The following is a 22197-nucleotide window of genomic DNA, read 5'->3' as shown; positions in this document are numbered from 1 at the left end:
CTCTCCATCCCATGCGTCATCACCGCAACAAGTCCGAAGGCCCCGGCACACGGCAACTGCGTGTCGGCGAACTGATCCGTCACGCGTTGTCGGAAACGCTGAACCGCGGCGAGGTCCAGGATCCGGCAGTCAGTGGCCGCTCGATCACCGTGACCGAGGTTTCGCTCTCGCCCGACCTGCGCAACGCCACGGTTTTCGTCGAACCGCTGGGTGGCGTCGAGGTCGAGGACGTGCTGGCCGGCCTGAACCGATCAGCCGGCTTCCTGGCCGGCCGGATCGCCCGCTCGGTGAAGCTGAAATACGCGCCGAAGCTGATCTTCCGCCGCGACGAGACCTTCGAACACGCCGACCACATCGACCGGATCCTGCGCTCCGACGCCGTCCGCGGCGACCTGGACGACGATGGGACGGCGTAGGCGCGGCCAGCCCGTACATGGCTGGCTGGTCCTCGACAAGCCCGTGGGGCCGACCTCCACCGACATGGTCAATCGCGCACGGCGGCTGCTGGATGCGCAGAAGGCGGGTCATGCCGGCACCCTCGATCCGCTGGCCAGCGGCATCCTGCCGATCGCCTTCGGTGAGGCCACGAAATGCGTGCCGTTGCTGAACGACGCCACGAAGGTCTATCGCTTCACCGTGCGCTGGGGCGTCCAGACGACGACCGACGACGCCGAAGGCGAGGCTCTGGCCGAGAGCGATATCCGGCCAGCCCCGGCAGCGATCGGCGCCGCGCTGGCCACGTTCACCGGCCGGATCATGCAGACCCCGCCGACCTTCTCCGCCATCAAGGTGAATGGCCAGCGGGCCTATGACCTGGCGCGCGCCGGCGCCCCGCCGGATCTGCCGCCCCGCGAGGCGGAGATTCACGGCCTTGTGCATATCGACGACCCGGATCCGGACCACAGCCGCTTCGAGATGCGCTCCGGCAAGGGCGTCTATGTGCGCAGCCTGGCGCGCGATCTGGCCCTGGCGCTCGGCGCCCGCGGCCACGTGGCCGAACTGCGCCGCACGGCGGTGGGTCCGTTCCGCGAAAACACGGCGATTTCTCTGGATGATTTCGTTTCCCTGTGCGATAAGCGCGCCGGCCTTGAGGCCCTGTCACCGATCGAGACCGCGCTGGACGACATCCCGGCTCTGGCCCTGACCGGTGAGCAGGCTGACAGACTTCGTCATGGTCAGCCGGTCCGGGTCCTCAACTTCACGTCCCCGGAGGCGGAATTGCTGTGCGTGACGCACGACCGCAAGCCGGTGGCGCTGGCCCGCTACCGCTCGGAATTCGTCGAGCCGGTGCGTGTGTTCAATCTCTGACCGGCCGCGGCCGGTCTGCGAAATCGAGATGGAGAATACGATGTCGATCACTGCCGAACGCAAGTCGGAACTGATCAAGGAATTTGCCCGCGAAGGCGGCGACACGGGTTCCCCCGAGGTGCAGATCGCGATCCTGACCGAACGGATCGTCAATCTGACCGAGCACTTCAAGACCCACAAGAAGGACAACCACTCGCGCCGCGGCCTGCTGATGCTGGTCTCCAAGCGGCGCTCGCTGCTTGACTATGTCAGGGGCAAGGACGAGTCGCGCTATCGCGAACTCATTCAGCGTCTCGGAATCCGCCGCTGATGCTGCGGCCCGGCCGTCGCGCCGGGCAAGGAAATCGGAAAGCTGACAGGCGCGGGCCGCAGGGGCGGACCCCGCCTTCCGGTTTCAGGATCAGCCCAGGGGGGCTGAAGGAAGGTATGCAAGAATGTTTCAGGTAAAACGAAAAGAGATCGAGTGGGGCGGGCGCAAGCTGGTCCTCGAAACGGGCAAGGTCGCCCGCCAGGCGACAGGCTCCGTGATGGTGACCTATGGCGAAACCATGGTGCTCTGCACGGTCGTCGCCGAAAGGTCCCCGAAGCCGGACCTGGATTTCTTCCCGCTGACCGTCAATTACCAGGAGAAGTATTTCGCCGCGGGCAAGATCCCGGGCGGCTTCTTCAAGCGAGAGGGCCGGCCGGCCGACAGCGAGACGCTGACCAGCCGCCTGATCGACCGGCCCGTCCGGCCGCTGTTCGCCCCGGGCTTCAAGAACGAGACCCAGATCATCTGCACCGTGCTGCAGCACGATCTGGAGAATGAGCCCGACGTCGCCGCGATGGTGGGCGCCTCCGCGGCGCTGACCATTTCCGGCCTGCCTTTCATGGGCCCGCTGGGCGGCTGCCGCGTAGGCATGGTGGACGGCGAGTACGTGCTCAACCCCACACGCCAGCAGATGCCCGATTCGCGGCTCGACCTGGTCGTGGCCGGCACCGTCGACGCCGTCATGATGGTGGAATCGGAGGCCGACGAGCTCAGCGAGGACGAAATGCTGGGCGCGGTGATGTTCGGCCACAAGGCCTATCAGGAAGTCATCGACGCCATCATCGACCTGGCCGAGACGGCCGCGAAGGAGCCCTGGGCCCCGCCGCCGCCGCTCTACACCGACTCTCTGATGGAGCAGATCTCCGGCATCGCCCGCGACGATCTCGCCGCCGCCTACACGATCCGCGAGAAGACCGCCCGCCAGGACGCCGTCTCGGCGGCCAAGCAGAAGGTCAAGGACGCCCTGGCCGAACACGAGGAAGGCCGGCAGGCTGTCGGCGCCGCGCTCAAGGACCTCGAGAAGAACATCGTCCGCAACGGCATCCTGGACACCGGCAAGCGCATCGACGGCCGCGACACCCGCACGGTCCGCCCGATCGAATGCGAGGTCGGCATCCTGCCCCGCGCGCACGGTTCGGCGCTGTTCACCCGCGGCGAGACCCAGGCCCTGGTGGTCACCACACTGGGGACCGGCCAGGACGAGCAGATCATCGACGCGCTGGCCGGCGAAAGCCGCGAGCACTTCATGCTGCACTACAACTTCCCGCCCTATTCGGTGGGCGAGACCAGCTTCCGCCTGGGCCCGGGACGCCGGGAGATCGGCCACGGCAAGCTGGCCTGGCGGGCGGTGCATCCGCTGATGCCGTCGAAGACCGAGTTCCCCTACACCATCCGGATCGTTTCCGAGGTGACGGAATCCAACGGTTCTTCCTCGATGGCGACCGTCTGCGGCACCTCGCTTGCGATGATGGATGCGGGCGTGCCGCTGCGCCGCCCGGTCTCCGGCATCGCCATGGGCCTGATCCTGGAAGGCGATCGTCACGCCGTCCTGTCCGATATCCTCGGCGACGAGGATCATCTGGGCGACATGGATTTCAAGGTGGCCGGCACGTCGAAGGGCGTCACCTCGCTGCAGATGGACATCAAGATCGCGGGCATCACCGAGGAGATCATGAAGACCGCCCTCGGTCAGGCCAATGAGGGCCGCGCCCACATCCTGGACTGCATGTCCAAGGCGATCAGCGCAGGCCGCGAGGAGCTGAAGGAGACCGCTCCGCGCATCTCCGTGATCAAGGTTCCGACCGACAAGATCCGCGACGTCATCGGCACCGGCGGCAAGGTGATCCGGGAAATCACCGAGGTCACCGGCTGCAAGATCGACATCGACGACGACGGCACGGTGAAGGTGGCTTCCAGCGACGGCGACGCCGCGCAGAAGGCGCTGGACTGGATCCATTCCATCGTCGCGGAGCCGGAGCCCGGCGCGGTCTACAAGGGCAAGGTCGTGAAGATCATGGACTTCGGCGCCTTCGTGAACTTCTTCGGAAGTCGCGACGGCCTGGTCCATGTCTCCGAGATGCAGGAAGGCCGCACCGAGAAAGTGACCGACGTCGTCAACGAGGGCGATGAGGTCTACGTCAAGCTGCTGGAGGTCGACGACCGCGGCAAGGTGCGCCTGTCGATGCGCTATGTCGATCAGGAGACCGGCATCGAGAAGGAGGGCGTCGAGCCCCTGCCCCAGCGCGAGCGCTCGGGCGGCGGCGACCGCCGTCCCCGCCGGCGCGACTGACGCCACGGCCAGAACCGAACGGGAAACCCCGGAAGCGCCGCTTCCGGGGTTTTTCTTTGCCCGCTCCGACGCCCTCGCCCAGAATGCCGCGCGGGAGGAATGCGACATGAAGCAACTGGCGACGGGCTACGGCCTGATCGAGGCGCCGCTGTGGGATGCGGAACGCGGGCTGCTGTTCAGCGACGTTCAGAACGGCGGGGTTCACGCCCTGGGCCGTGACGGCGCGGTGACGACGCTTCTCCCCCACCGCCGCGGCATCGGCGGCATGGTCCATCATGCCGACGGCGGCGTGGTGGTCGGCGGACGCAACATCGCATTCAAGAGCTTCGACGGGACGCGCACGGAAATCCTGCTGGACAAGGACATCACCGAAACGGCCATCGGCTTCAACGACTTCACCACCGACGCGGCCGGCCGGCTTTTTGTCGGCTCGCTCGGCTTCCAGGTCTTCAGCGGCGATCCCGAACGGCCGGGACACCTCCATGTCATTCACCTGGATGGCACCGCCTCGACGGTTTCCGACGGCGTCATGCTGACCAACGGCATGGGCTTCTCGCCCGACGGCAAGCGGCTCTACCATTCGGACGCCCGGAAGAACATCGTCCGGGTCTACGATGTCGACGACGGCCGGGTCGGCGAGTGGTCGGTATTCGCCGAGTTCGAGGACGGTCATCCGGACGGGCTGTGCGTCGCCGAGGACGGCGCCGTCGTTGTCGCCGTCGCCTTCGGCGGCCGCGTCGCCGTGCTGGAGCCGGACGGGTCGCTGCGGGAAAGCCTCCGGGTTCCGCTGCCGATGGTCACCAGCGTGGCCTTCGGCGGTAACGATCTCCGCGATCTTTATGTGGTGACCGGCTCACGCGAGGGCCCGCACGAGAACTGCGGCAGCATCTATGTCACCGGCATCGGCGTCGCCGGCCTCGCGGTTCCGCCATGCCGGGTGCGGCTGCGCCGGAGCGACTAAACGGTCAACGGGACAGATCGATTCACCAAATTGCGGAACCGCCACTCACTCGGCGAGTCACCCCCGCCTCTGTGCGGGGGTTCGGAGCGGCTGCGCCGCAAGTCGATGATCCTGGCCGGATGCCCGCACGGGGGCGGGCATGACACCCAAGCGGCGGCGGCGATTCAATCAAACACCGGAACGCTTTAGCCTATAAGTTCCAGCCATTCCTGCTCGGTCAGGGTCGTGATGCCCAGTTCGGCGGCCTTCTTCGCCTTGGAGCCGGCCCCGGGGCCGGCGACGACGTAGTCGGTCTTCTTCGAGACCGAGCCGGAAACCTTTGCCCCCAACGATTCCGCACGGGCCTTGGCCTCGTCCCGGGTCATGGTTTCCAGCGTACCGGTGAACACCACGGTCTTGCCGGCGACCGCCGTGTCGCGCTTCGGCGCTTCGAAATCCGTGACCCGCACTTCCGCCAGCAGCGCGTCGAGAACCTCGCGGTTGTGCGGTTCGGCGGCGAACTCGGCCAGCGCGTCGGCGACAGTCGCGCCGATGCCGTCGATGGCGACCAGTTCCTGATAGGCCTCCGACTCCGGTCCTTCCGCCGCCGCCCTTGCAGCCGCCAGAAGGTCGTCGAGCCTGAGATAGTTGGTCGCCAGCACGCGCGCGGTCTGCTGGCCCACATGGCGGATGCCGAGGGCGAACAGGAAACGGTCCAGGCCGATCTCGCGGCGTTCCTCGATGGCGGCGAACAGGTTCCGCACCGATGTCGCGCCGAAGCCCTCGCGTTCCTCCAGCTTCAATTCCCCGTTGCGCCCGGGCAAGGTGAAGATGTCCGCAGGGGCTCGGATCACGCCTTCCTGAAAGAACATCTCGATCTGCCGCGTGCCCAGACCTTCGATGTCGAAGGCGTTGCGGGAGACGAAGTGCTTGAGCCGCTCCACCGCCTGGGCGGGGCAGATCAGTCCGCCGGTGCAGCGGCGCACCACGTCGAGCTGGCCGTCGGCGCGCACGTCGCGGGCGGCGTGGCTGCCGCAGGCCGGGCAGGTCTCGGGAAACTCGTAGGGCTTCGCGTCCCCGGGCCGCTTGTCCTCGACCACGCCCAGGATCTGCGGGATCACGTCCCCGGCGCGCTGCAGGATCACCGTGTCGCCGATACGGACGTCCTTGCGGGCGATCTCGTCCTCGTTGTGGAGCGTCGCGTTGGAGACCACGACACCGCCGACGGTCACCGGCTCCAGCCGCGCCACCGGCGTCAGCGCGCCCGTTCGGCCAACCTGGATGTCGATGCCCTTCAGCACCGTCATGGCCTTTTCGGCCGGAAACTTGTGGGCGATGGCGAATCGCGGGCTGCGGCTGACATAGCCGAGCCGGTCCTGCCAGTCGAGGCGGTCGACCTTGTAGACGACGCCGTCGATGTCGTAGTCGAGTTCCCCGCGCCCGGCCTCGATCTCCCGGTAGAGCGCCATGATCTCGTCGATGCCGTGGCAGATGCGCGTCAGCGGATTGATGGTGAAGCCCCAGCCTTCGAGCGCCGCCAGCACGCCGGACTGGGTGTCGGCGGGCAGGGCCGAGACCTCCCCCCAGGAATAGGCGAAGAAGGCGAGTTTCCGGTTCGCCGTGACCGAAGCGTCGATCTGGCGGAGCGAGCCGGCCGCCGCATTGCGCGGATTGGCGTAGATCTGCCGCCCCGCCTCAGCCTGGGCGCGGTTCAGCTCGGCGAAGGCCGTCTTCGACATGTAGACCTCGCCGCGCACCTCGAAGACATCCGGCGCGCCGTTCGGCAACTCGTTCGGAATGTCGCCCACGGTGCGGATATTGGCGGTGACGTCCTCGCCCTCATAGCCGTCGCCGCGCGTTGCGCCGGTGACCAGCCGCCTCTTCTCGTAGCGGAGCGAGGCCGACAGCCCGTCGATCTTGGGCTCGGCGTTGAGCGCGATTTCCGTTTCGGCGTCGAGGTTGAGAAACCGGCGCACGCGCTGGATGAAGTCGGCGACGTCCTCTTCGGAAAAGGCGTTGCCCAGCGAGAGCATGGGCCGGGCGTGCGTCACCTTGCCGAAGCCGGAGGCCGGCGCCGCGCCCACGCTCTGCGTCGGGCTGTCCGGGGTCACGAGGTCCGGATGCTCCGCCTCCAGTTCCTCCAGACGCGCGCGCAGCCGGTCGTATTCGGCGTCCGTGACCGTCGGCGCATCCTCCTGGTAATAGCGGCGGTCGTGTTCGCGGATCTGCTTCACCAGCCCGGCGTGCTCCTCGCGCGCTTCGATCGGCGCCTTGTCGCTCATGGCTGCCTCCCGCTCAGCAGCTTGTCGGCGGCGGCGCGCGCTTCCGCGGTGATCTCAGCGCCGGAAAGCATCCGCGCGATCTCCTCGCGCCGTTCGCCGCTTTCCAGCCGGACAACGCGCGTCGTGGCGCGGTCGGAGACGTCCTTGGCGATCAGCCACTGCCGCCCCGCGCGCGCGGCGACCTGCGGACTGTGGGTGACGACCAGAACCTGGAAGCGCCCGGCGAGACGTTGCAGCCGCTCGCCCACGGCGTCGGCCGTCGCGCCGCCGACGCCTCGGTCGACCTCGTCGAAGATCAGCACCGGCGCATCGCCCGAACCGGCCAGCACCACCTTCAGCGCCAGCATGAAACGCGAGAGTTCGCCCCCCGAAGCGATCTTCGCGATCGGGCCGGGCTCCGCGCCCGGATTGGTGGCGACCTCGAAGCGCACCTGATCGGCGCCCTGCGCGCCCCAGTCCTGCTCCCCCAGCGGCGCGACGCCGGTCAGGAACCGCGCCCCGCCCATTCGAAGGGGCTCGAGTTCGCCGCGAACCGCCTCATCCAGCCGGCCGGCCGCTTCGCGGCGCGCGGCCGACAGCGTCTCCGCCGCCGCAAGATAGGTCTCCCGCGCTGCCTGTGCTTCGCTGGCCAGCCGCTCGATGTCCCGGCCGCCGCCTTCGATCGCGGCGAGCTGGCTGCGGTAGCGTTCCAGCAGTTCCGGGAGACCGGCCGCTTCGACCCGGTGCTTGCGCGCCGCGCCGCGCAGCGCGAACAACCGCTCATCGACGCGCTCCAGTTCGCCCGGTTCCGCGTCCAGATCGGCCGCCACGGCGGAAATCGCGTTCACCGCCTCATCGGCCTCCACCGCCGCCCGCGCCAGTGCGTCGAGCGCCGCCTCCAGCCGTCCCGCGGCCCGGTCCCGCACCCGGTCCAGGGCGCGTTCGGCGGCGCGCAGGCGGGAGGCCACACCGCCTTCGTCCTCCAATGCGCCGACCGCGTCGGAGACCGCCTCGGCGATCTTCTCCACCTGCATCAGGAAACCGCGGCGCTCGGCCAGCCGCTCCTCCTCACCGGGCTCCGGCGCCAGCTCCTCCAGCTCGGCCAGGGCGTGTTCAAGGAAGTCCTGCTCCGCCCGCGCCTTCTCGACTTCCGCGACGCGCGCGGCGTGTGCCTTCTCCAGCCGCCGCCACTCGGCGTGCGTCCGCGCGACGGCCGCCAGGCGGGCGTCGTTGCCCGCAAAGCGGTCCAGAATGCCACGATGGTTGGCCGTCTTCATCAGCCCGACCTCCGCCGCCTGCCCATGTACCTCGACAATGGTTTCGCCCAGCCGCGCGAGGAAGCCCACGCTGACCGGCTGGTCGTTGACGAAGGCCCGGCTGCGGCCGTCCGCCGACAGGGTGCGGCGGACGATGAGTTGGTCCTCGGGCTCGATTTCCTGTTCGCGCAACAGTTCCTGCGCGGGATGATCGCCGGGAAGCTCGAAGACGGCGATCACTGCGCCGCGGTCGGCGCCGGAGCGGACCAGCCGGCCTTCGGCGCGCTGGCCGATGGCGAGGCCCAGGGAATCGAGCAGGATGGACTTGCCAGCGCCGGTCTCACCGGTCAGCGCGCAAAGGCCGCCGGCCAGATCGATATCCAGCCGGTCGAAGACGACGATGTCACGAATCGAGAGCGACCGGAGCATCGCCCATATACATCAGAAAATGCTGTTCCAGACCTGCGAAATCCAGGAGCCCTCGCTGGGCTCCGGCTCCAGGTCCTCGCCCTGGAGCATGGCATAGGAGTCCCGATACCACTGACTCTGCGGGTAATTGTGGCCCAGCACGGCCGCGGTCGCCTGCGCCTCGTCGGTCACGCCGAGGGACAGATAGGATTCGACCAGCCGATGCAGCGCCTCGGGCGTGTGGCTGGTGGTCTGGAACTGCTCCACGACATTGCGGAACCGGTTGATGGCCGCGACGTAGTGACCGCGCTGCAGGTAATAGCGGCCGACCGTCATCTCCTTGCCCGCCAGATGATCGCGGGTCAGCGCCAGCTTGGCCTGGGCATCCTGAGCGTAGGCCGAGCGCGGATAACGCTGGAGAACCTCCTGCAACTTGTTCAGCGCCTCGCGCGTGCGGCCCTGGTCGCGCTCCACATCGGCGATCTGCTCGTAGTTGGAGACCGCGATCATGTAGTGGGCATAGGGCGTGTCCTTGCTGCCCGGATGCAGGCGAATGAAGCGTTCGGCCGCGCCGATGGCGAGGTCGTAATCGTTGGTCATGTAATAGGAAAAGATCGCCATGATCTGCGCCTTGGTGGCCCAGACCGAATAGGGATACTGCCGCTCGACCAGATCGAAGCCGGCCGCCGCCTGTTCGTACTCCTCCGCCACGAGCGCATCGAGCGCGCTGTTGTAGAGCACTTCGACCGGGGGTTCCGGGGCCGGCTGCGCGCTGGCGACCGGAGTCTCGTCCTCGCCGCCCGAGCAGCCGGCGAGAAACGCGGCAAGCAGGGTCAGCAGCGTCAGCGCGCCCAGTGAGCGCACGATCGGAAATCTGGAGTCCATGAGGGCTTATTCTCACGACGGATGAGCGAAATCAAGCGGCCCCGAGCCCGTCCGCGCGCCGTAGCGGAAGACGGCACGGGACTTGAAGCTTGAGGCTGCGGACCAGACGCCGACCGAGCCCGGCCGGAGCCGAAGTCCCCAACTGGATCACAATTGGTGACAGGGAGAGACCAAATGCAACACGACCGAAGCGTCGACCGGCATGTCGGGGAGCGGATCCGCAGCCGCAGGGCCGAACTGGGCCTGACGCAGCACGATCTGGCGTCGACCCTGGGCATCTCCTACCAGCAGGTTCAGAAATACGAGACCGGGTCCAATCGCGTCAGTGCGGGACGGCTCTATGATCTCTCCCGGCGGCTCGGCTGCCATGTCGGATATTTCTTCGACGGGCTGGAACCCTCCACCGTGATGCCGGAACTCGGTCATGGCGGTCAGAACCGGACCACGATCGAACTGGCGCGCAATTTCAATCGCCTGCCGACCGGCACCGTGAAGGGCGCGATCAGCAGCCTGGTGCGCGCGCTGGCCGATGGCGAGGAAACCAGCATCCAGGCGGCGGCCCACCGGATCGCGGCGGAATAGCCGCACCGCAGCAATGCCAGTCTGAAGGGATGCCGACGGTCAGTCGGCGGCGTCGACCAGCCTGAGTTCTTCCCAGTCAGCCGTTTCCTGTTCGATGGCGTAGTTGGCCCGGTCCGCGAACAGGGCCTTCAGCAACCGGTTGTTGAGCCCGTGACCAGCGCGTTCGCCGTGATAGGCGCCGACGATGCGATGGCCCGCGGTATAGAGATCGCCAATCGCGTCGAGCGCCTTGTGGCGCACGCTCTCGTCCTCGTAGCGCAGCCCCTCGGGATTCAGCACCTTGTCGCCCTGCACCACGACAGCGTTGTCCAGCGAACCGCCCTTGGCGAGTCCGGCCGCCCACATCCCCTCGATCTCCTCGTAGAGACAGAAGGTCCTCGCCCGCGCGACGTCCTGCTCGAAGCTGTGGAAGCCGGGATGGAACTGCGTCGACTGCGCCGCGAGCAGCGCATTGTCGAAGGCGATGTTGAAGCTCAGCCGGAACTCGTCCGCCGGCGACAGCCGCGCCCAGCTCCGGTCGTCGCCGACGCGCACCTCGCGAAGGATGCGGATGACCCGGCGCGGCATATCCTGCTGCTTGATGCCAGCCTCGCGGATCATCTCCACGAAGGGCGCGGCGCTGCCGTCCATCACCGGGGTTTCCGGGCCGGAGACGTCCACGAAGCAGTTGTCGACCTCCATCCCGGACAGCGCCGACATGACGTGCTCGATGGTGGCGACCGACGCGCCGTGCGCGTTGGCGATCGCCGTGCAGAGCCGCGTGTCGGCGACATGATCGAAGCGCGCCGGAATCGCGGCGGCATCGCCTTCCAGGTCGGTACGGCGGAAGACGACGCCTGTATTCGCCGGGGCGGGCCTGAGGGCAAGGCGCACATCCACGCCGGAGTGGAGACCCACGCCGTTGCGCTCGACGCCCTTCGCGATGGTTTTCTGAAAGCTCACGCGTAATGCCCCTATCGTGACCCGATCCGGTACTCATCCAATCTGTCGGCCGGGTAAAAAAAGCCCCTCGCCGGCCTTGCTGTCGCCTCGATTAAGCGACTGAATCACTTAAAGAAAGGCGCTGTCAGGGTTATATGAACGGCCCTGACAGCGCTCAAGTCACTCTTTGTTACCCTCTGTTACCCTGCCAAGCCTCTGGCGGGGCGGTCTTCAATTCGCCTGACGCCGCAGGAAAGCGGGAATGTCGAGGTCGTCTTCGACGGCCTGGCTGCGCTTCTGTTCCGGTTCGCCCAGATCCAGACGCGGCGCGCCCATCTGGGGCTCGCTGCGGGCCTCGTCTTCCGCGGAAACCCCGGTCCTGGCGCCGAACAGACCGCGGCGCGGTTCCGGTTTCGAAGCCTCCTCCTGCTTCGGCGCGCGGCCGGTCAGCCGGTCGAACAGCGACCGCGCCTTCGGGGCGTCGTCCCTTTCCGCTCCCGCAGCATGACGCGGCGCGGCGCCGGCGTGCTTCGGCTCGGGCTCGGCCGGCGCCTTGCTGCCGATCACCGGACGGGCCGGCGGCGGACCGTTGCGGTTGGTCGGGAAGGTCGGAAACTCGTAGTTCTGCTTGTCCGCATGCTGTTCGGCGGCTTCGGCCCGGGTTTCGGGACGCGCCGCCGCTTCGGCGACGTCATCGATCACCGGAGGCTGAACGCGGGCTTCCTCATCGGGCGCGGCATGATCCTCCGGCTCCATCTTCAGCGCTGTCGCACCGGCGCCGAAGGACGGCATGCGGGGCATGGAAGGCTGCGGCTGCGGCGGATTGGCGGCGGCCTGCTGCGCCGTCGTGGCAGCCGGGCGGCCCGTTTGACCCGTCGATGCGACCACGCGCGGGGTGAAGCCGGCCATGGGCTCGGCGGCCTCTTCCTCGATCGCGTCGATGCCGGTGGCGACCACGGACACGCGCATCTGGCCGTCCAGTTCCGGGTCCAGGATGGAGCCGATGATGATGTGGGCGTCCTCGTCCACCTCCTCGCGGATCAGGCTGGCGGCCTCGTCGACCTCGTGCAATGTCAGGTCCATGCCGCCGGTGACATTGATCAGCACGCCGCGTGCGGATTTCAGGCTGAGATCTTCGAGCAGCGGGTTGGCGATGGCGTCGCCGGCCGCGCGCCGCGCCCGCTCCTCGCCCTCGGCCTGGCCGGTGCCCATCATCGCCTTGCCCATCTCGTTCATCACGGTGCGGACGTCGGCGAAGTCCAGGTTGATCAGGCCGGGCTGCACCATCAGGTCGGTGATGGAGCGCACGCCCGAGTGCAGCACCTCGTCGGCGATCTTGAAGGCGTCGGCGAAAGTGGTCTTCTCGTTGGCCACGCGGAACAGGTTCTGGTTCGGAATGACGATCAGCGTGTCGACATTGCGCTGCAGTTCCTTGACGCCCTCTTCGGCGATCGCCAGGCGGCGCTTGCCTTCGAACTGGAAGGGCTTGGTGACGACGCCGACGGTCAGCACGCCGGCCTCGCGGGCCGCGCGGGCGATCACGGGTGCGGCGCCGGTGCCGGTGCCGCCGCCCATGCCGGCGGTGATGAAGCACATGTGTGCGCCTTCGAGATGCTCCATGAGCTGGGGCATGGCCTCCTCGGCGGCCTGGCGGCCGACATCGGGCTGGGCGCCGGCGCCGAGCCCCTGGGTCAGACCTGCGCCAAGCTGGATCTGCTTGGAGGCGCGGGACTTGTTCAGCGCCTGCGCGTCGGTGTTCGCGGCCACGAACTCCACGCCCTGCAGTTCGGATTCGATCATATTGTTGACTGCGTTGCCGCCGGCGCCACCCACGCCGAAGACGACGATCCGGGGCAGCGTTTCCGTCAGTTCCGGATAAGTCAGATTGATGGGCATGTTGATGCCTCCTTGCTCAATGCTCGACAGAGGGGTTCAGGGTTGCGGGGCCGGTTTGCCGGTCCCGTGGCGCTGTTCGCGGGCGCGCCTTCCCGTCGGTTCCCCGACCGGGGAATTGCGTGTGGATTCGATCGGCCCGGGCCATCAGAAGTTCTCCCTGAGCCAGCGGCCGATGCGGATCAGCCCGCCGCTGCGACGCTGCGCCGTGGGGCCGCCGGCGAGCTGCGCCCGGGCCTCCAGCCTGCGGTCGGCGAAGGCCAGGCTGCCGGCCAGCGCACAGTAGGCGGGGCTCAGCATGGCCTCGGGCAGACCCGTGACGTTCTGGGGGCGGCCGATGCGAACCGGCTTGTCCAGGATGTCGTGGGCGAGGCGGTCGATTCCCGACAGCAGGCTGCCGCCGCCGGTGAGCACGATCTTGCGCCCGGCCATGGCGGCATGACCGCTCGATTCGATGCGTTCGCGCACGGTCTCCAGGATTTCCTCGACGCGCGGGCGGATGACGCCGATCAGCAGCGACAGCGGCATGCGGCTGGATGCGCTCTCGGTCCAGCCGTCGCCGATCGCGGGCACGGGGATCGTCTCGTCGTCGTCATGCGGGCCGACGAAGACGCCGCCGCGTGTGGTCTTCAGCCGCTCGGCGGCATCGATCGAGGTGGCGAGAATGCGGGCGATGTCGTTGGTGACGTGCGCGCCGCCGATCGGCACCGAATCGACGTGGATCAGGTGTCCGTCGCGGAAGATGCCGATCTTGGTGACGCCGGCGCCGATGTCGACGGCCACCGCGCCGAGATCCCGCTCGTCCCAGGTCAGCGCGCCGAGTCCGGCCGCGTAGGCGCCGGCCACCAGGTCGACCGGCGTCAGGTGCGCACGGCCGATGCAGATGTCCAGATTGCGCTGGGCCGAGGTGGCGGCGGTGACGATGTGGACGTCGACGCCCAGCCGCCGGCCTTCCATGCCGCGCGGATCATGGATGCCGCCCGCGCCGTCCAGGGAAAAGCCCACGGGAATGGCGTGCAGCACGGAGCGTTCGCCCGGCTCCGAGCGCGCACCGGCCTGCTTCAGCAGGCGCTGCACGTCATGGTCGCCGATCGGACGGTCCGGGGCAGCCACCTCGACACCCACCATGTGGGAGGCGGGATGGCCGCCCGAGAGCACCACGAAGACCTCGTCGATGGCGATACCCGCCATCTTCTCGGCGGTATCCACGGCGGCGCGGATCGCGGCTTCCGCCGCGTCCATGTCGGTCACCACGCCCTTGCGCAGCCCGTGCGCGCGCCGCGTGCCGGCGCCGAGGACGCGGTAGCCATCCTCGCCGGGCCGGGCGACGACGCAGGCCACCTTGGCGGAACCGACGTCGAGTGCGGCGATGATGTGGGAACGCGAACTGGCCATGCTTTCAGGTCTCCCGCTCGACCGCGCCGGGTTCGGCGGCCGGCGGCTCCAGCCGCACGATCACCCGTCCGGGCACGCGAAGATCGATTAGATTCAGACGCTTCTCCAACAGCCCGTCCCGGCGGTTGACCTCGCTGAAGCGGGCCCAGGCCTCGCCGGGATCGGTCTCCGGCAGGCGAACGGTGACGCCGCTTTCCATGCCGATGTCCCAGCGGCGTTCCCGGATCAGGCTGGCGGTGCTCACCTGGCGCTTCAGCGCCGGCGCGCTGTCCAGCAGGGCGAACAGTTCGGCCGCACGGAGGTTCGCGCCCGGCCCCACCAGACGCGGCAGAGTGAGGTAGCGCGCGCCCACATCGGCCAGAATCACCTGGCCCGTACGGTCGATCAGCGCGGTGCGGCCATCGAGTTGCCAGCGCGCGAAGGGCTCGCGTTCGATGATGGCGATGTGCAGCCGGTCCGGCAGACGGCGGGTGACCGTCGCGGTCTCGACCCAGCCGACGCCCTCCACGCGATGCTGCAGGTCCTCCAGGTCGAGGCGCAGGATCGGGTCGCCGACTGCGACGCCCAGCGCGCGGCGAAGTGCCTCGGGGCCGGCGCGGCGACGGCCTTCCAGCGTCACTTCGGCGACACCCAGCCCTGCGGCGCGGAACGCCGTGTCGAGGCCCCGGTCCATCGCCGCCAGCGCCGCGCCGTGCCAGTCCCGCTGCAGGCCGACATAGCCACCGGCCAGGGCGACCGCGAAGGCTCCGGCTATGACGAAGCGGCCGAGCTTGCGGTGGCGCTGGCGCCGCAACAGTTCCCGCTCCACCGGCGCCTTGCGGCCCGCCGCGCCCTTGCCCTTCTCGCCGCCGCCCAGCACGCGGTCGGCGCTGTCCGCCATCAACGGTCGCATGATGCGTCCTCCACCAGTTCCCTGCAGAGGTCCTCGAAGCTGAGTCCCTGGTGCGCGGCGATTTCCGGCGCCAGGGACGTGGGCGTCATGCCCGGCTGGGTATTGACCTCCAGCAGGTAGAGTTCCGCGCCGCCCTCACCGGTGTCGTCGTAGCGAAGATCGCTCCGGGTCAGACCGCGACAGCCGAGCGCCTTGTGGGCGCGCAGCGCATAGTCGAGGGCCAGCTCGTAGTCGGCTTTCGGCATGGGCGCCGGCATCAGGTGCCTGGACCCGCCTGGCGCATACTTCGCCTCGTAGTCGTAGAAACGGCCCGGCGAGACGATCTCGATGGCGCCCAGCGCCCGGTCGCCCATGACGGCGACCTGGATTTCCCGGCCGGGGATGTATTTTTCGACCAGCAGGCGCTCATCCGGATCTCCCTGATCGAGCGGGCGGAAATTGTCGCCTTCCAGGATGATCTCGACGCCCACCGAAGAGCCCTCGTTGAGCGGCTTCAGCACCAGCGGCGGCGCGTATTTCCGGCTCGCGGCCAGCGCCTTGCGGGTCATGACCTCGCCGTCGGGCACGGCGATACCGGCGTCGCGGAACAGAATCTTCGCTTCGGGCTTGTTCATCGCCAGGGCTGAGGCCAGAACGCCGGAATGGGTATAGGGAATGCCCATGATCTCCAGCATCCCCTGCACCGTGCCGTCCTCGCCGTAGCGGCCGTGCAGGGCGTTGAAGACCAGATCCACCTTCGCGGCGTTCAGGGTCTCGGCAATACGCCGGTCGACGTCGATGCGGACCACATCGTGGCCCAGCGATTCCAGGGCCTTCGCACAGGCCCCGCCGGTGACCAGCGAAACCTCGCGCTCGGCGGACCAGCCGCCCATGATGACCGCGATCCGGCTCATGACCGCGCCCCCCCGGCAACGCCGATGCGCCGGATTTCCCAGCGGAGTTCGATGCCGGTGGCGGCCTTCACGCGTTCGCGCACCGTCTCGCCCAGGGTCTCGAGGTCGGCGGCCGTGGCCGCGCCGCGGTTGATCAGGAAATTGCAGTGCTGCTCCGAGACCTGGGCGTCGCCGATCACCAGGCCGCGGCAGCCGGCGCGGTCGATCAGTTCCCAGGCCTTGTGTGCGGGCGGGTTGGCGAAAGTGCTGCCGCCGGTGCTGGTCTTCACCGGTTGCGTGGTAGTGCGTTCGGCGCTGATCTCGTCCATCCGGCGGCGGATGGCCTCCCGGTCGCCCGGCTCGGCGCGCAGCATCGCCTCCACGAAGATCCGGTCCTCGGGCAGCGAACAGTGCCGGTAGCCATAGCCGAGTTCTTCGACCGAAGACCATTGCAGCAGGCCGTCCCCCCTCACCCAGCGCGCGGCGAGCACAATGTCCTTCATCTCCTGACCATAGGCGCCGGCGTTCATGCGCAGCGCGCCGCCGATGGTGCCCGGTACGCCGCGCAGGAATTCGTAGCCCTTCAGCCCGCGGTCCCGCGCCCGCAGCGCCACCGAGACGTTGCTGCAGCCCGCGCCTACGCGCAGGCCGCGCGCGTCATCCTCGATATGATTGAAGCCCTTCCCCAGGCGGATGACGATGCCGGGGATGCCGCCGTCACGCACCAGCAGGTTGGCGCCCGCGCCGATGAAGGTGACCGGCGCATCCATTGGCCGGTAGGCCATGAAGAGCATGAGATCGTCCAGGTCGGCGGGCCGGAACAGCACCTCCGCCGGACCGCCGACGCGGAACCATGTCAGATCCTTCATCGGCGCCTCGGCCGTGTAGCTTCCGCGCACCTGCGGCAGACGGTCGATCAGCAATGTAGCCCGTCGTGTCATGACCGCCGCCCTCATGCCGTTCCGTCCTGCAGCGCCCGGAGCTGTTCGGGCAGCGCGTTCGCCCACTGGGTGATGGATCCCGCGCCCAGGCAGACGACCATGTCGCCCGCTTCCGCTTCCTCCAGCACCATCGCCGCCAGCGTTTCCGGTCCGGCAAGCGCGCGCACGCGGCGATGTCCGCGGGCGTTCAGCCCCTCGATCAGGGCGTCGCGGTCGAAACCTTCGATCGGCTGTTCACCAGCCGGATAGACAGGCGCCACCAGCACGGTGTCGGCGTCGTTGAAGCAGGAGCAGAAGTCGCCGAAGAGCGCGGCGAGCCGCGAGTAGCGGTGCGGCTGGACCACGGCAATGACGCGGCCGGTCGTGCTCTCCCGCGCGGCCTTCAGCACGGCGGCGATCTCCACCGGATGATGGCCGTAGTCGTCAATCACGGTGACCCCGCCGACCTCGCCGGTCTTCGTGAAGCGCCGTTTCACGCCGGAGAAGGCGGCAAGCCCGTCGCGGATCGCCTCGTCGCCGATGCCGATCTCCCGCGCGACGGCGATCGCGGCCAGTGCATTGAGGATGTTGTGGCGGCCCGGCATCGGCAGCGTCAGGTCATCGATGCGGGATTCCGCGCCGGTGCGGCGATCGTGGAACTCGACGGCGAAATGCGCCGCGCCCTCGCTGAAGCTCTCGTCGACCGCGCGCACATCGGCCTGGCGGCTGAAGCCGTAGGAGATGACGCGGCGGTCGGTGATCTGGCCGATCAGCGACTGCACTTCCGGATGGTCGATGCACATCACGGCGACGCCGTAGAAGGGGATGTTCTCGACGAAGGTGACGAAGGCGTCGCGGATCTCGTCGAAGTCGGCGTAGTGATCCAGGTGTTCGGCGTCGATGTTGGTCACGATCACCGCCGCGGCCGGCAGCCTGACGAAGCTGCCGTCAGACTCGTCGGCCTCCACGACCATCCACTGGCCGCCGCCCAGACGGGCGTTGGTGCCGTAGGCGTTGATGATGCCGCCGTTGATGACGGTCGGATCGAAACCGGCATGGTCGAGCAACTGCGCCACCATGGAAGTGGTCGTCGTCTTGCCATGGGTGCCGCCGACGGCCAGCGCCCATTTCAGCCGCATCAGCTCGGCCAGCATTTCGGCGCGGCGGACCACCGGAACGTGTCGTTCACGGGCGGCGCGGACCTCGGGGTTGTCGGCCTTGACCGCCGAGGAGACGACCAGCGCCTGCGCCTCGCCCAGGTTCTCGGCGCGATGGCCGATCGAGATCCCGATGCCGAGACCGCGCAGCCGCTCGACATTGGCGCTCTCGGCGATGTCGCTGCCCTGCACGCGGTAACCCAGCGTGTGCATCACCTCGGCGATGCCGCTCATGCCGATACCGCCAATGCCGACAAAATGGATGGGGCCGATATCCAGGGGCATCTGGGTCATGTCCGGTCCTCCACGCTACGCACGCAGGAAACTTCTTCGACCAGATCGGCAAGACGCTCGGCCGCGTCGGGCATCGCGATCTGCCGTGCGGCGGCCGCCATGCGCGACAGGGCCGCCGGATCCTCCAGCAATGCCTCCAGCGTGCGGCGGCAGGTCGCCACGTCGAATCTCTCGTTGGGCACCAGCCAGGCCCCGCCGGCATCGGCCATGGCGCGGGCGTTGGCAGTCTGATGGTCGTCGGCGGCGTGGGGATAGGGCACCAGGACCGAGGGCCGCCCGGCAACGGCCAGCTCGTTCACGGTCGACGCGCCGGCGCGGGACAGCACCAGATGCGCCCTGCCCAGAAGTGCCGCCATGTCCTCGAAGAAAGGCTCCAGCCGCGCTTCCATCCCGGCGGCGGCATAGGCGGCGCGGGCGGCATCCATGTTCTCCGGGCGAACCTGCTGGGTGACGCTCAGCCGCGACCTGAGCCGCTCGGGCAGGCCGCCCAGCGCCTCGGGCACCGTCTCGGCGAAGACCGCCGCGCCCTGACTGCCGCCGAACACGAACAGGTTGAGCGGGCCGTCATGACCGGGGCCTTCATAGGGCGCATCCCGCAGGGTCAGGATCGCGTCACGGACCGGATTGCCGACCACCACGGTGCGCGTGTCCCCGAATCGCTCCAACCCGCCGGTCGCAGCGAAGGAGAGACCGACCGCAGCGGCGCGGCCGGCGAAGAGCCGGTTGGCGCGGCCGGCGAAGGCGTTCTGTTCGTGCAGGACGATGGGCCGGCGCTGCCGCCCCGCCGCCCAGAGCGCGGGCAGGGAAGCATAACCGCCGAAGCCGATGACGGCCGCAGGCGCCAGACGACGCAGCGCCGTCAGCGCCTGCATGCAGCCACGCCCCATGCGTACCGCGGACCGCAGCTTCTGGCCGATTCCGCCGGCCGGAGACGCCGCTTCGACAGTGACGATCTCGGCGTCGGGGAACCGCTGGCCGAACTGTGCTCCGCGCCGGTCGGTCATCAGCGCCAGACCATGGCCGCGGCGCGCGAGCTGCTCGGCCAGCGCCTGCGCCGGGAACAGGTGACCGCCGGTCCCGCCGGCAGTCAGCACGAATTTCTTCCGCCCCGCCATCAGCCGCCGCCTCCCGGCGCCTGACGGCGCATCAGCGCCAGCAGGAATCCCGCGCCGATCGACAGGGCCACCAGCGACGAGCCGCCATAGGAGATGAACGGAAGCGTCATGCCCTTGGTGGGCAGCAGGTTGAGATTGACGCCGATATTGACCGCCGCCTGCAGGCCGAACATGGCGAGGAAGCCGGTGCAGCAGAGCACGACGAACAGATCGTCCTCGCGGCGCATGCGCATCAGCCCGCGCACCACGATCAGGGCGAACAGGGCGATGCCGACGACGCAGGCCAGTGCGCCGAACTCCTCAGCGGCGACGGCGAAGACGAAGTCGGTATGGCCGTCGGGCAGCAGGTACTTGACCTCTCCCTGCCCCGGACCCCGGCCGGTCAGGCCGCCGGCCTCGAAGGCTTCCAGCGCACGATGGACCTGGTAGTTCTCGGCGGACGGATCGAGGAACCGGTCGAAGCGTTCCCGGACATGTTCGAACAGGTGATAGGCGCCGTACAGCGCTCCGGCACCCGCCGCCGCCAGCACGCCGACCAGCAGCATGGGCATCCCGGCGACGAAATACTGGGCGGCCCACACGCAGGCCACAACCAGCGACATGCCGATGTCCGGCTGCAAGGCCAGTACGCCGACGATCAGCAGGCAGAGCACGGCGGAAATGCCGACGCCGGGCGGGCCGCCCGGTTCGCGGCGGCCGGCGGCGATCAGCCAGGCGGTGACCACGACGAAGGTCGGCTTGATGAACTCCGATGGCTGCACCGAAAGACCGCCCAGCCGGAGCCAGCGGGTGGCGCCGTTGACGTCGACACCCATGAACAGCGTCGCCAGCGTGGCGAGGAAGGCCAGCGCGAAACCGATGATGGCAAGGCGGCGGACCTGGGCGACCGAAAGGATCGAGAGGCCGACCAGCGCCGCCAGCGCGGGCGCGAGGAAGATCATCTGGCGCTGCACGAAGAAGAAGTGGTCCAGCCCCTTGCGGTGCGCGGTCGCGGGCCCCGCCGCCAGGGTCAGGGTGATGCCGATGCCGATCAGCAGCACGAAGGCGACCAGGGTGAACTTGTCCACCGTCCACCACCAGCGGCCCAGGGTCGAGCGGTCGGTGCGTCCGAAACCGATCATGGCGCGCCCTCCGCGTCCGACCGTTCGATGATGAACGACGCCACGGCGCGGAACGCGTCGCCGCGCGCCTCGAAGTTCGGGAACTGGTCGAAGCTGGCGCAGGCGGGCGACAGCAGCACGACGCCGGAACCGGCCTGCCGGGCGTCGGACCAGGCGGTCTCGACCGCCGCGGCCAGCGTACCGCAGCGCCGGGTCTCGACGCGGCCCTCCAGCTCGTCTGCAAAGGCGGCTTCGGCCTCGCCGATCAGATAGGCACGGCGCACCCGGTCGAGGAACGGGTAAAGCGGGCCCAGTCCGCCCTGTTTCGGCTTGCCCCCGGCGATCCAGTAGATGCCGGTGAAAGCGCCCAGCGCCCGTGCCGCGGCCTCGGCGTTGGTCGCCTTGGAGTCGTTGTAGAAGGTTATGCCCTCGCGCTCGCCGATGCGTTCGATCCGGTGCGGCAGACCGGGAAAGCTCGCGATGGCGCGGGCGATGTCTGCGGTCCGGCAGCCGATGGCGCGGCAGGCCGCGTAGGCGGCGGCGGCGTTCTGGTGATTGTGCGCGCCCGGCAGCGCCCTGGCCGCCGCAAGGTCCATGATCTTCAGCCCGCCGTCGAACAGCTGCCCCTTCAGAACATAGACCCCGTCGGCCAGCGGCCGGCCGACGGCGACCGGCACGACATGGACGTCGTGGCGGTCGGCGAGGCGCTGCGCCAGATCCGCGCCGAAGTCGTCGTCGACGCCGATCACCGCCGTGTCGCCCTGGCCGACCCGGGCGAACAGCCGCTCCTTTGCGGCGACATAGCCGGCCATGCCGCCATGCCGGTCCAGATGGTCGGGGGTGATGTTGAGCAGCACGCTCACCTTCGGCTTCAGCGATTCAGTGAGGTCGAGCTGGTAGGAGGAGAGCTCCAGGACGCAGACCGTGCCCGGCTTCGGCGGCTCCAGATCGAGCGCGGCGGTGCCGATATTGCCGCCGACCTCGGCGTCGACCCTGCATTCGGTCAGAACATGTCCGATCAGCGCCGTCGTCGTCGACTTGCCGTTGGTGCCGGTGACCCCGATCACGCGCGCCTCGGGACAGGCGCGGACGAAAAGCTCGATGTCGCCCGCGATCTCGACACCGGACGCCGTGGCCGCACGGATTGCCGGATGCGGCTCGGGGTGGGTCAGCGGTATGCCCGGCGCCGGCACCAGCATGTCGACGGCGGCCCAGTCGATACGCTCGGGGGCTTCAACCGGGGCGTCCTTCAGCGCAGCGCGGCGTTCGGCGCTGTCGTCCCAGGCGACGACCTCGGCGCCGCCGGCGCGGGCGGCCCGGACAGTGGCGAGGCCGCTCTTGCCGAGGCCCAGAACCGCGATCCGTTTCCCCTCCATCCCCCTCAATGCGATCATCGGC

At 68.7% G+C, this 22197-nt stretch carries 19 protein-coding genes; 6 read left to right on the top strand and 13 right to left on the bottom strand.

Annotation, left to right across the window (positions count from 1 at the left end; translation table 11 throughout):
* The first annotated feature begins 11 nt into the window (after positions 1-11).
* The 5 genes from rbfA (at position 12) to CWC60_RS05840 (ending at position 4869) form a co-directional block, all read left to right on the top strand.
* Positions 12-416 (top strand): 30S ribosome-binding factor RbfA, encoded by a 405-nt coding sequence (gene rbfA / locus CWC60_RS05860; protein ID WP_109793060.1) that lies wholly within the window; start codon positions 12-14, stop codon positions 414-416.
* The gene (gene truB / locus CWC60_RS05855; RefSeq protein WP_109793059.1) at positions 403-1308 is read left to right on the top strand and encodes a tRNA pseudouridine(55) synthase TruB; all 906 of its coding nucleotides are present in this window, start codon (positions 403-405) and stop codon (positions 1306-1308) included. Before rbfA ends, truB begins: the two co-directional genes overlap by 14 nt.
* 40 nt (positions 1309-1348) lie before the next feature.
* On the top strand, positions 1349-1618 hold the full coding sequence (gene rpsO / locus CWC60_RS05850) for a 30S ribosomal protein S15 (RefSeq protein ID WP_109793401.1): 270 nt from the start codon (positions 1349-1351) through the stop codon (positions 1616-1618).
* A 124-nt stretch (positions 1619-1742) separates the two neighbouring features.
* Positions 1743-3908, top strand: coding sequence for a polyribonucleotide nucleotidyltransferase (gene pnp / locus CWC60_RS05845; RefSeq protein WP_109793058.1), 2166 nt, complete (start codon positions 1743-1745; stop codon positions 3906-3908).
* 106 nt (positions 3909-4014) lie between these two features.
* Complete coding sequence (locus tag CWC60_RS05840) at positions 4015-4869, top strand: SMP-30/gluconolactonase/LRE family protein (protein ID WP_164516396.1); 855 nt, start codon at positions 4015-4017, stop codon at positions 4867-4869.
* Between the two features lie 185 nt (positions 4870-5054).
* On the opposite strand, the gene ligA is transcribed toward CWC60_RS05840, so the two are convergent.
* Genes ligA through CWC60_RS05825 form a run of 3 tightly spaced genes read right to left on the bottom strand, consistent with a single transcriptional unit; the run spans position 5055 to position 9658 of the window.
* Positions 5055-7130, bottom strand: a complete 2076-nt coding sequence (ligA, locus tag CWC60_RS05835) for an NAD-dependent DNA ligase LigA (RefSeq protein ID WP_109793056.1) — start codon at positions 7128-7130, stop codon at positions 5055-5057.
* Entirely contained in the window at positions 7127-8794 is a 1668-nt protein-coding gene (gene recN / locus CWC60_RS05830; protein ID WP_109793055.1) for a DNA repair protein RecN, read from the bottom strand. Before recN ends, ligA begins: the two co-directional genes overlap by 4 nt.
* Before the next feature lie 12 nt (positions 8795-8806).
* Complete coding sequence (locus CWC60_RS05825) at positions 8807-9658, bottom strand: outer membrane protein assembly factor BamD (protein ID WP_109793054.1); 852 nt, start codon at positions 9656-9658, stop codon at positions 8807-8809.
* A 174-nt stretch (positions 9659-9832) separates the two neighbouring features.
* On the opposite strand from CWC60_RS05825, the gene CWC60_RS05820 reads away from it, so the two are divergent.
* Entirely contained in the window at positions 9833-10240 is a 408-nt protein-coding gene (locus CWC60_RS05820) for a helix-turn-helix domain-containing protein (protein WP_109793053.1), read from the top strand.
* A gap of 39 nt (positions 10241-10279) precedes the next feature.
* On the opposite strand, the gene lpxC is transcribed toward CWC60_RS05820, so the two are convergent.
* The 10 genes from lpxC to murD all read right to left on the bottom strand — a co-directional run bounded on the left by lpxC (position 10280) and on the right by murD (position 22193).
* The gene (gene lpxC, locus CWC60_RS05815) at positions 10280-11182 is read right to left on the bottom strand and encodes a UDP-3-O-acyl-N-acetylglucosamine deacetylase (protein WP_109793052.1); all 903 of its coding nucleotides are present in this window, start codon (positions 11180-11182) and stop codon (positions 10280-10282) included.
* 210 nt (positions 11183-11392) lie between these two features.
* Positions 11393-13057 carry a cell division protein FtsZ gene (gene ftsZ, locus CWC60_RS05810; protein WP_109793051.1) on the bottom strand — a complete coding sequence of 555 codons (1665 nt, stop codon included), beginning with the start codon at positions 13055-13057 and terminating at the stop codon, positions 11393-11395.
* 144 nt (positions 13058-13201) lie between these two features.
* Positions 13202-14449, bottom strand: coding sequence for a cell division protein FtsA (ftsA, locus tag CWC60_RS05805; RefSeq protein WP_109793050.1), 1248 nt, complete (start codon positions 14447-14449; stop codon positions 13202-13204).
* 4 nt (positions 14450-14453) lie between these two features.
* On the bottom strand, positions 14454-15341 hold the full coding sequence (locus tag CWC60_RS05800; protein ID WP_109793049.1) for a cell division protein FtsQ/DivIB: 888 nt from the start codon (positions 15339-15341) through the stop codon (positions 14454-14456).
* Positions 15329-16234, bottom strand: a complete 906-nt coding sequence (locus CWC60_RS05795; protein ID WP_109793048.1) for a D-alanine--D-alanine ligase — start codon at positions 16232-16234, stop codon at positions 15329-15331. The genes CWC60_RS05800 and CWC60_RS05795 overlap by 13 nt, the downstream gene beginning before the upstream one ends.
* The gene (murB, locus tag CWC60_RS05790) at positions 16231-17154 is read right to left on the bottom strand and encodes a UDP-N-acetylmuramate dehydrogenase (protein WP_206419790.1); all 924 of its coding nucleotides are present in this window, start codon (positions 17152-17154) and stop codon (positions 16231-16233) included. Before murB ends, CWC60_RS05795 begins: the two co-directional genes overlap by 4 nt.
* A gap of 11 nt (positions 17155-17165) precedes the next feature.
* Positions 17166-18584: a UDP-N-acetylmuramate--L-alanine ligase gene (gene murC / locus CWC60_RS05785; RefSeq protein WP_109793046.1), complete on the bottom strand. Its 1419-nt coding sequence runs from the start codon at positions 18582-18584 to the stop codon at positions 17166-17168.
* The gene (gene murG / locus CWC60_RS05780; RefSeq protein ID WP_109793045.1) at positions 18581-19699 is read right to left on the bottom strand and encodes an undecaprenyldiphospho-muramoylpentapeptide beta-N-acetylglucosaminyltransferase; all 1119 of its coding nucleotides are present in this window, start codon (positions 19697-19699) and stop codon (positions 18581-18583) included. The genes murC and murG overlap by 4 nt, the downstream gene beginning before the upstream one ends.
* Positions 19699-20820 (bottom strand): FtsW/RodA/SpoVE family cell cycle protein, encoded by a 1122-nt coding sequence (locus tag CWC60_RS05775; protein WP_109793044.1) that lies wholly within the window; start codon positions 20818-20820, stop codon positions 19699-19701. The genes murG and CWC60_RS05775 overlap by 1 nt, the downstream gene beginning before the upstream one ends.
* The gene (gene murD / locus CWC60_RS05770; protein WP_109793043.1) at positions 20817-22193 is read right to left on the bottom strand and encodes a UDP-N-acetylmuramoyl-L-alanine--D-glutamate ligase; all 1377 of its coding nucleotides are present in this window, start codon (positions 22191-22193) and stop codon (positions 20817-20819) included. The genes CWC60_RS05775 and murD overlap by 4 nt, the downstream gene beginning before the upstream one ends.
* Positions 22194-22197: the final 4 nt, after the last annotated feature.

The organism is Minwuia thermotolerans (assembly GCF_002924445.1).
Lineage (GTDB): Bacteria > Pseudomonadota > Alphaproteobacteria > Minwuiales > Minwuiaceae > Minwuia > Minwuia thermotolerans.
Note: the sequence above shows the minus strand (reverse complement) of the source record. Positions and strands in the feature narration are given on the sequence as shown.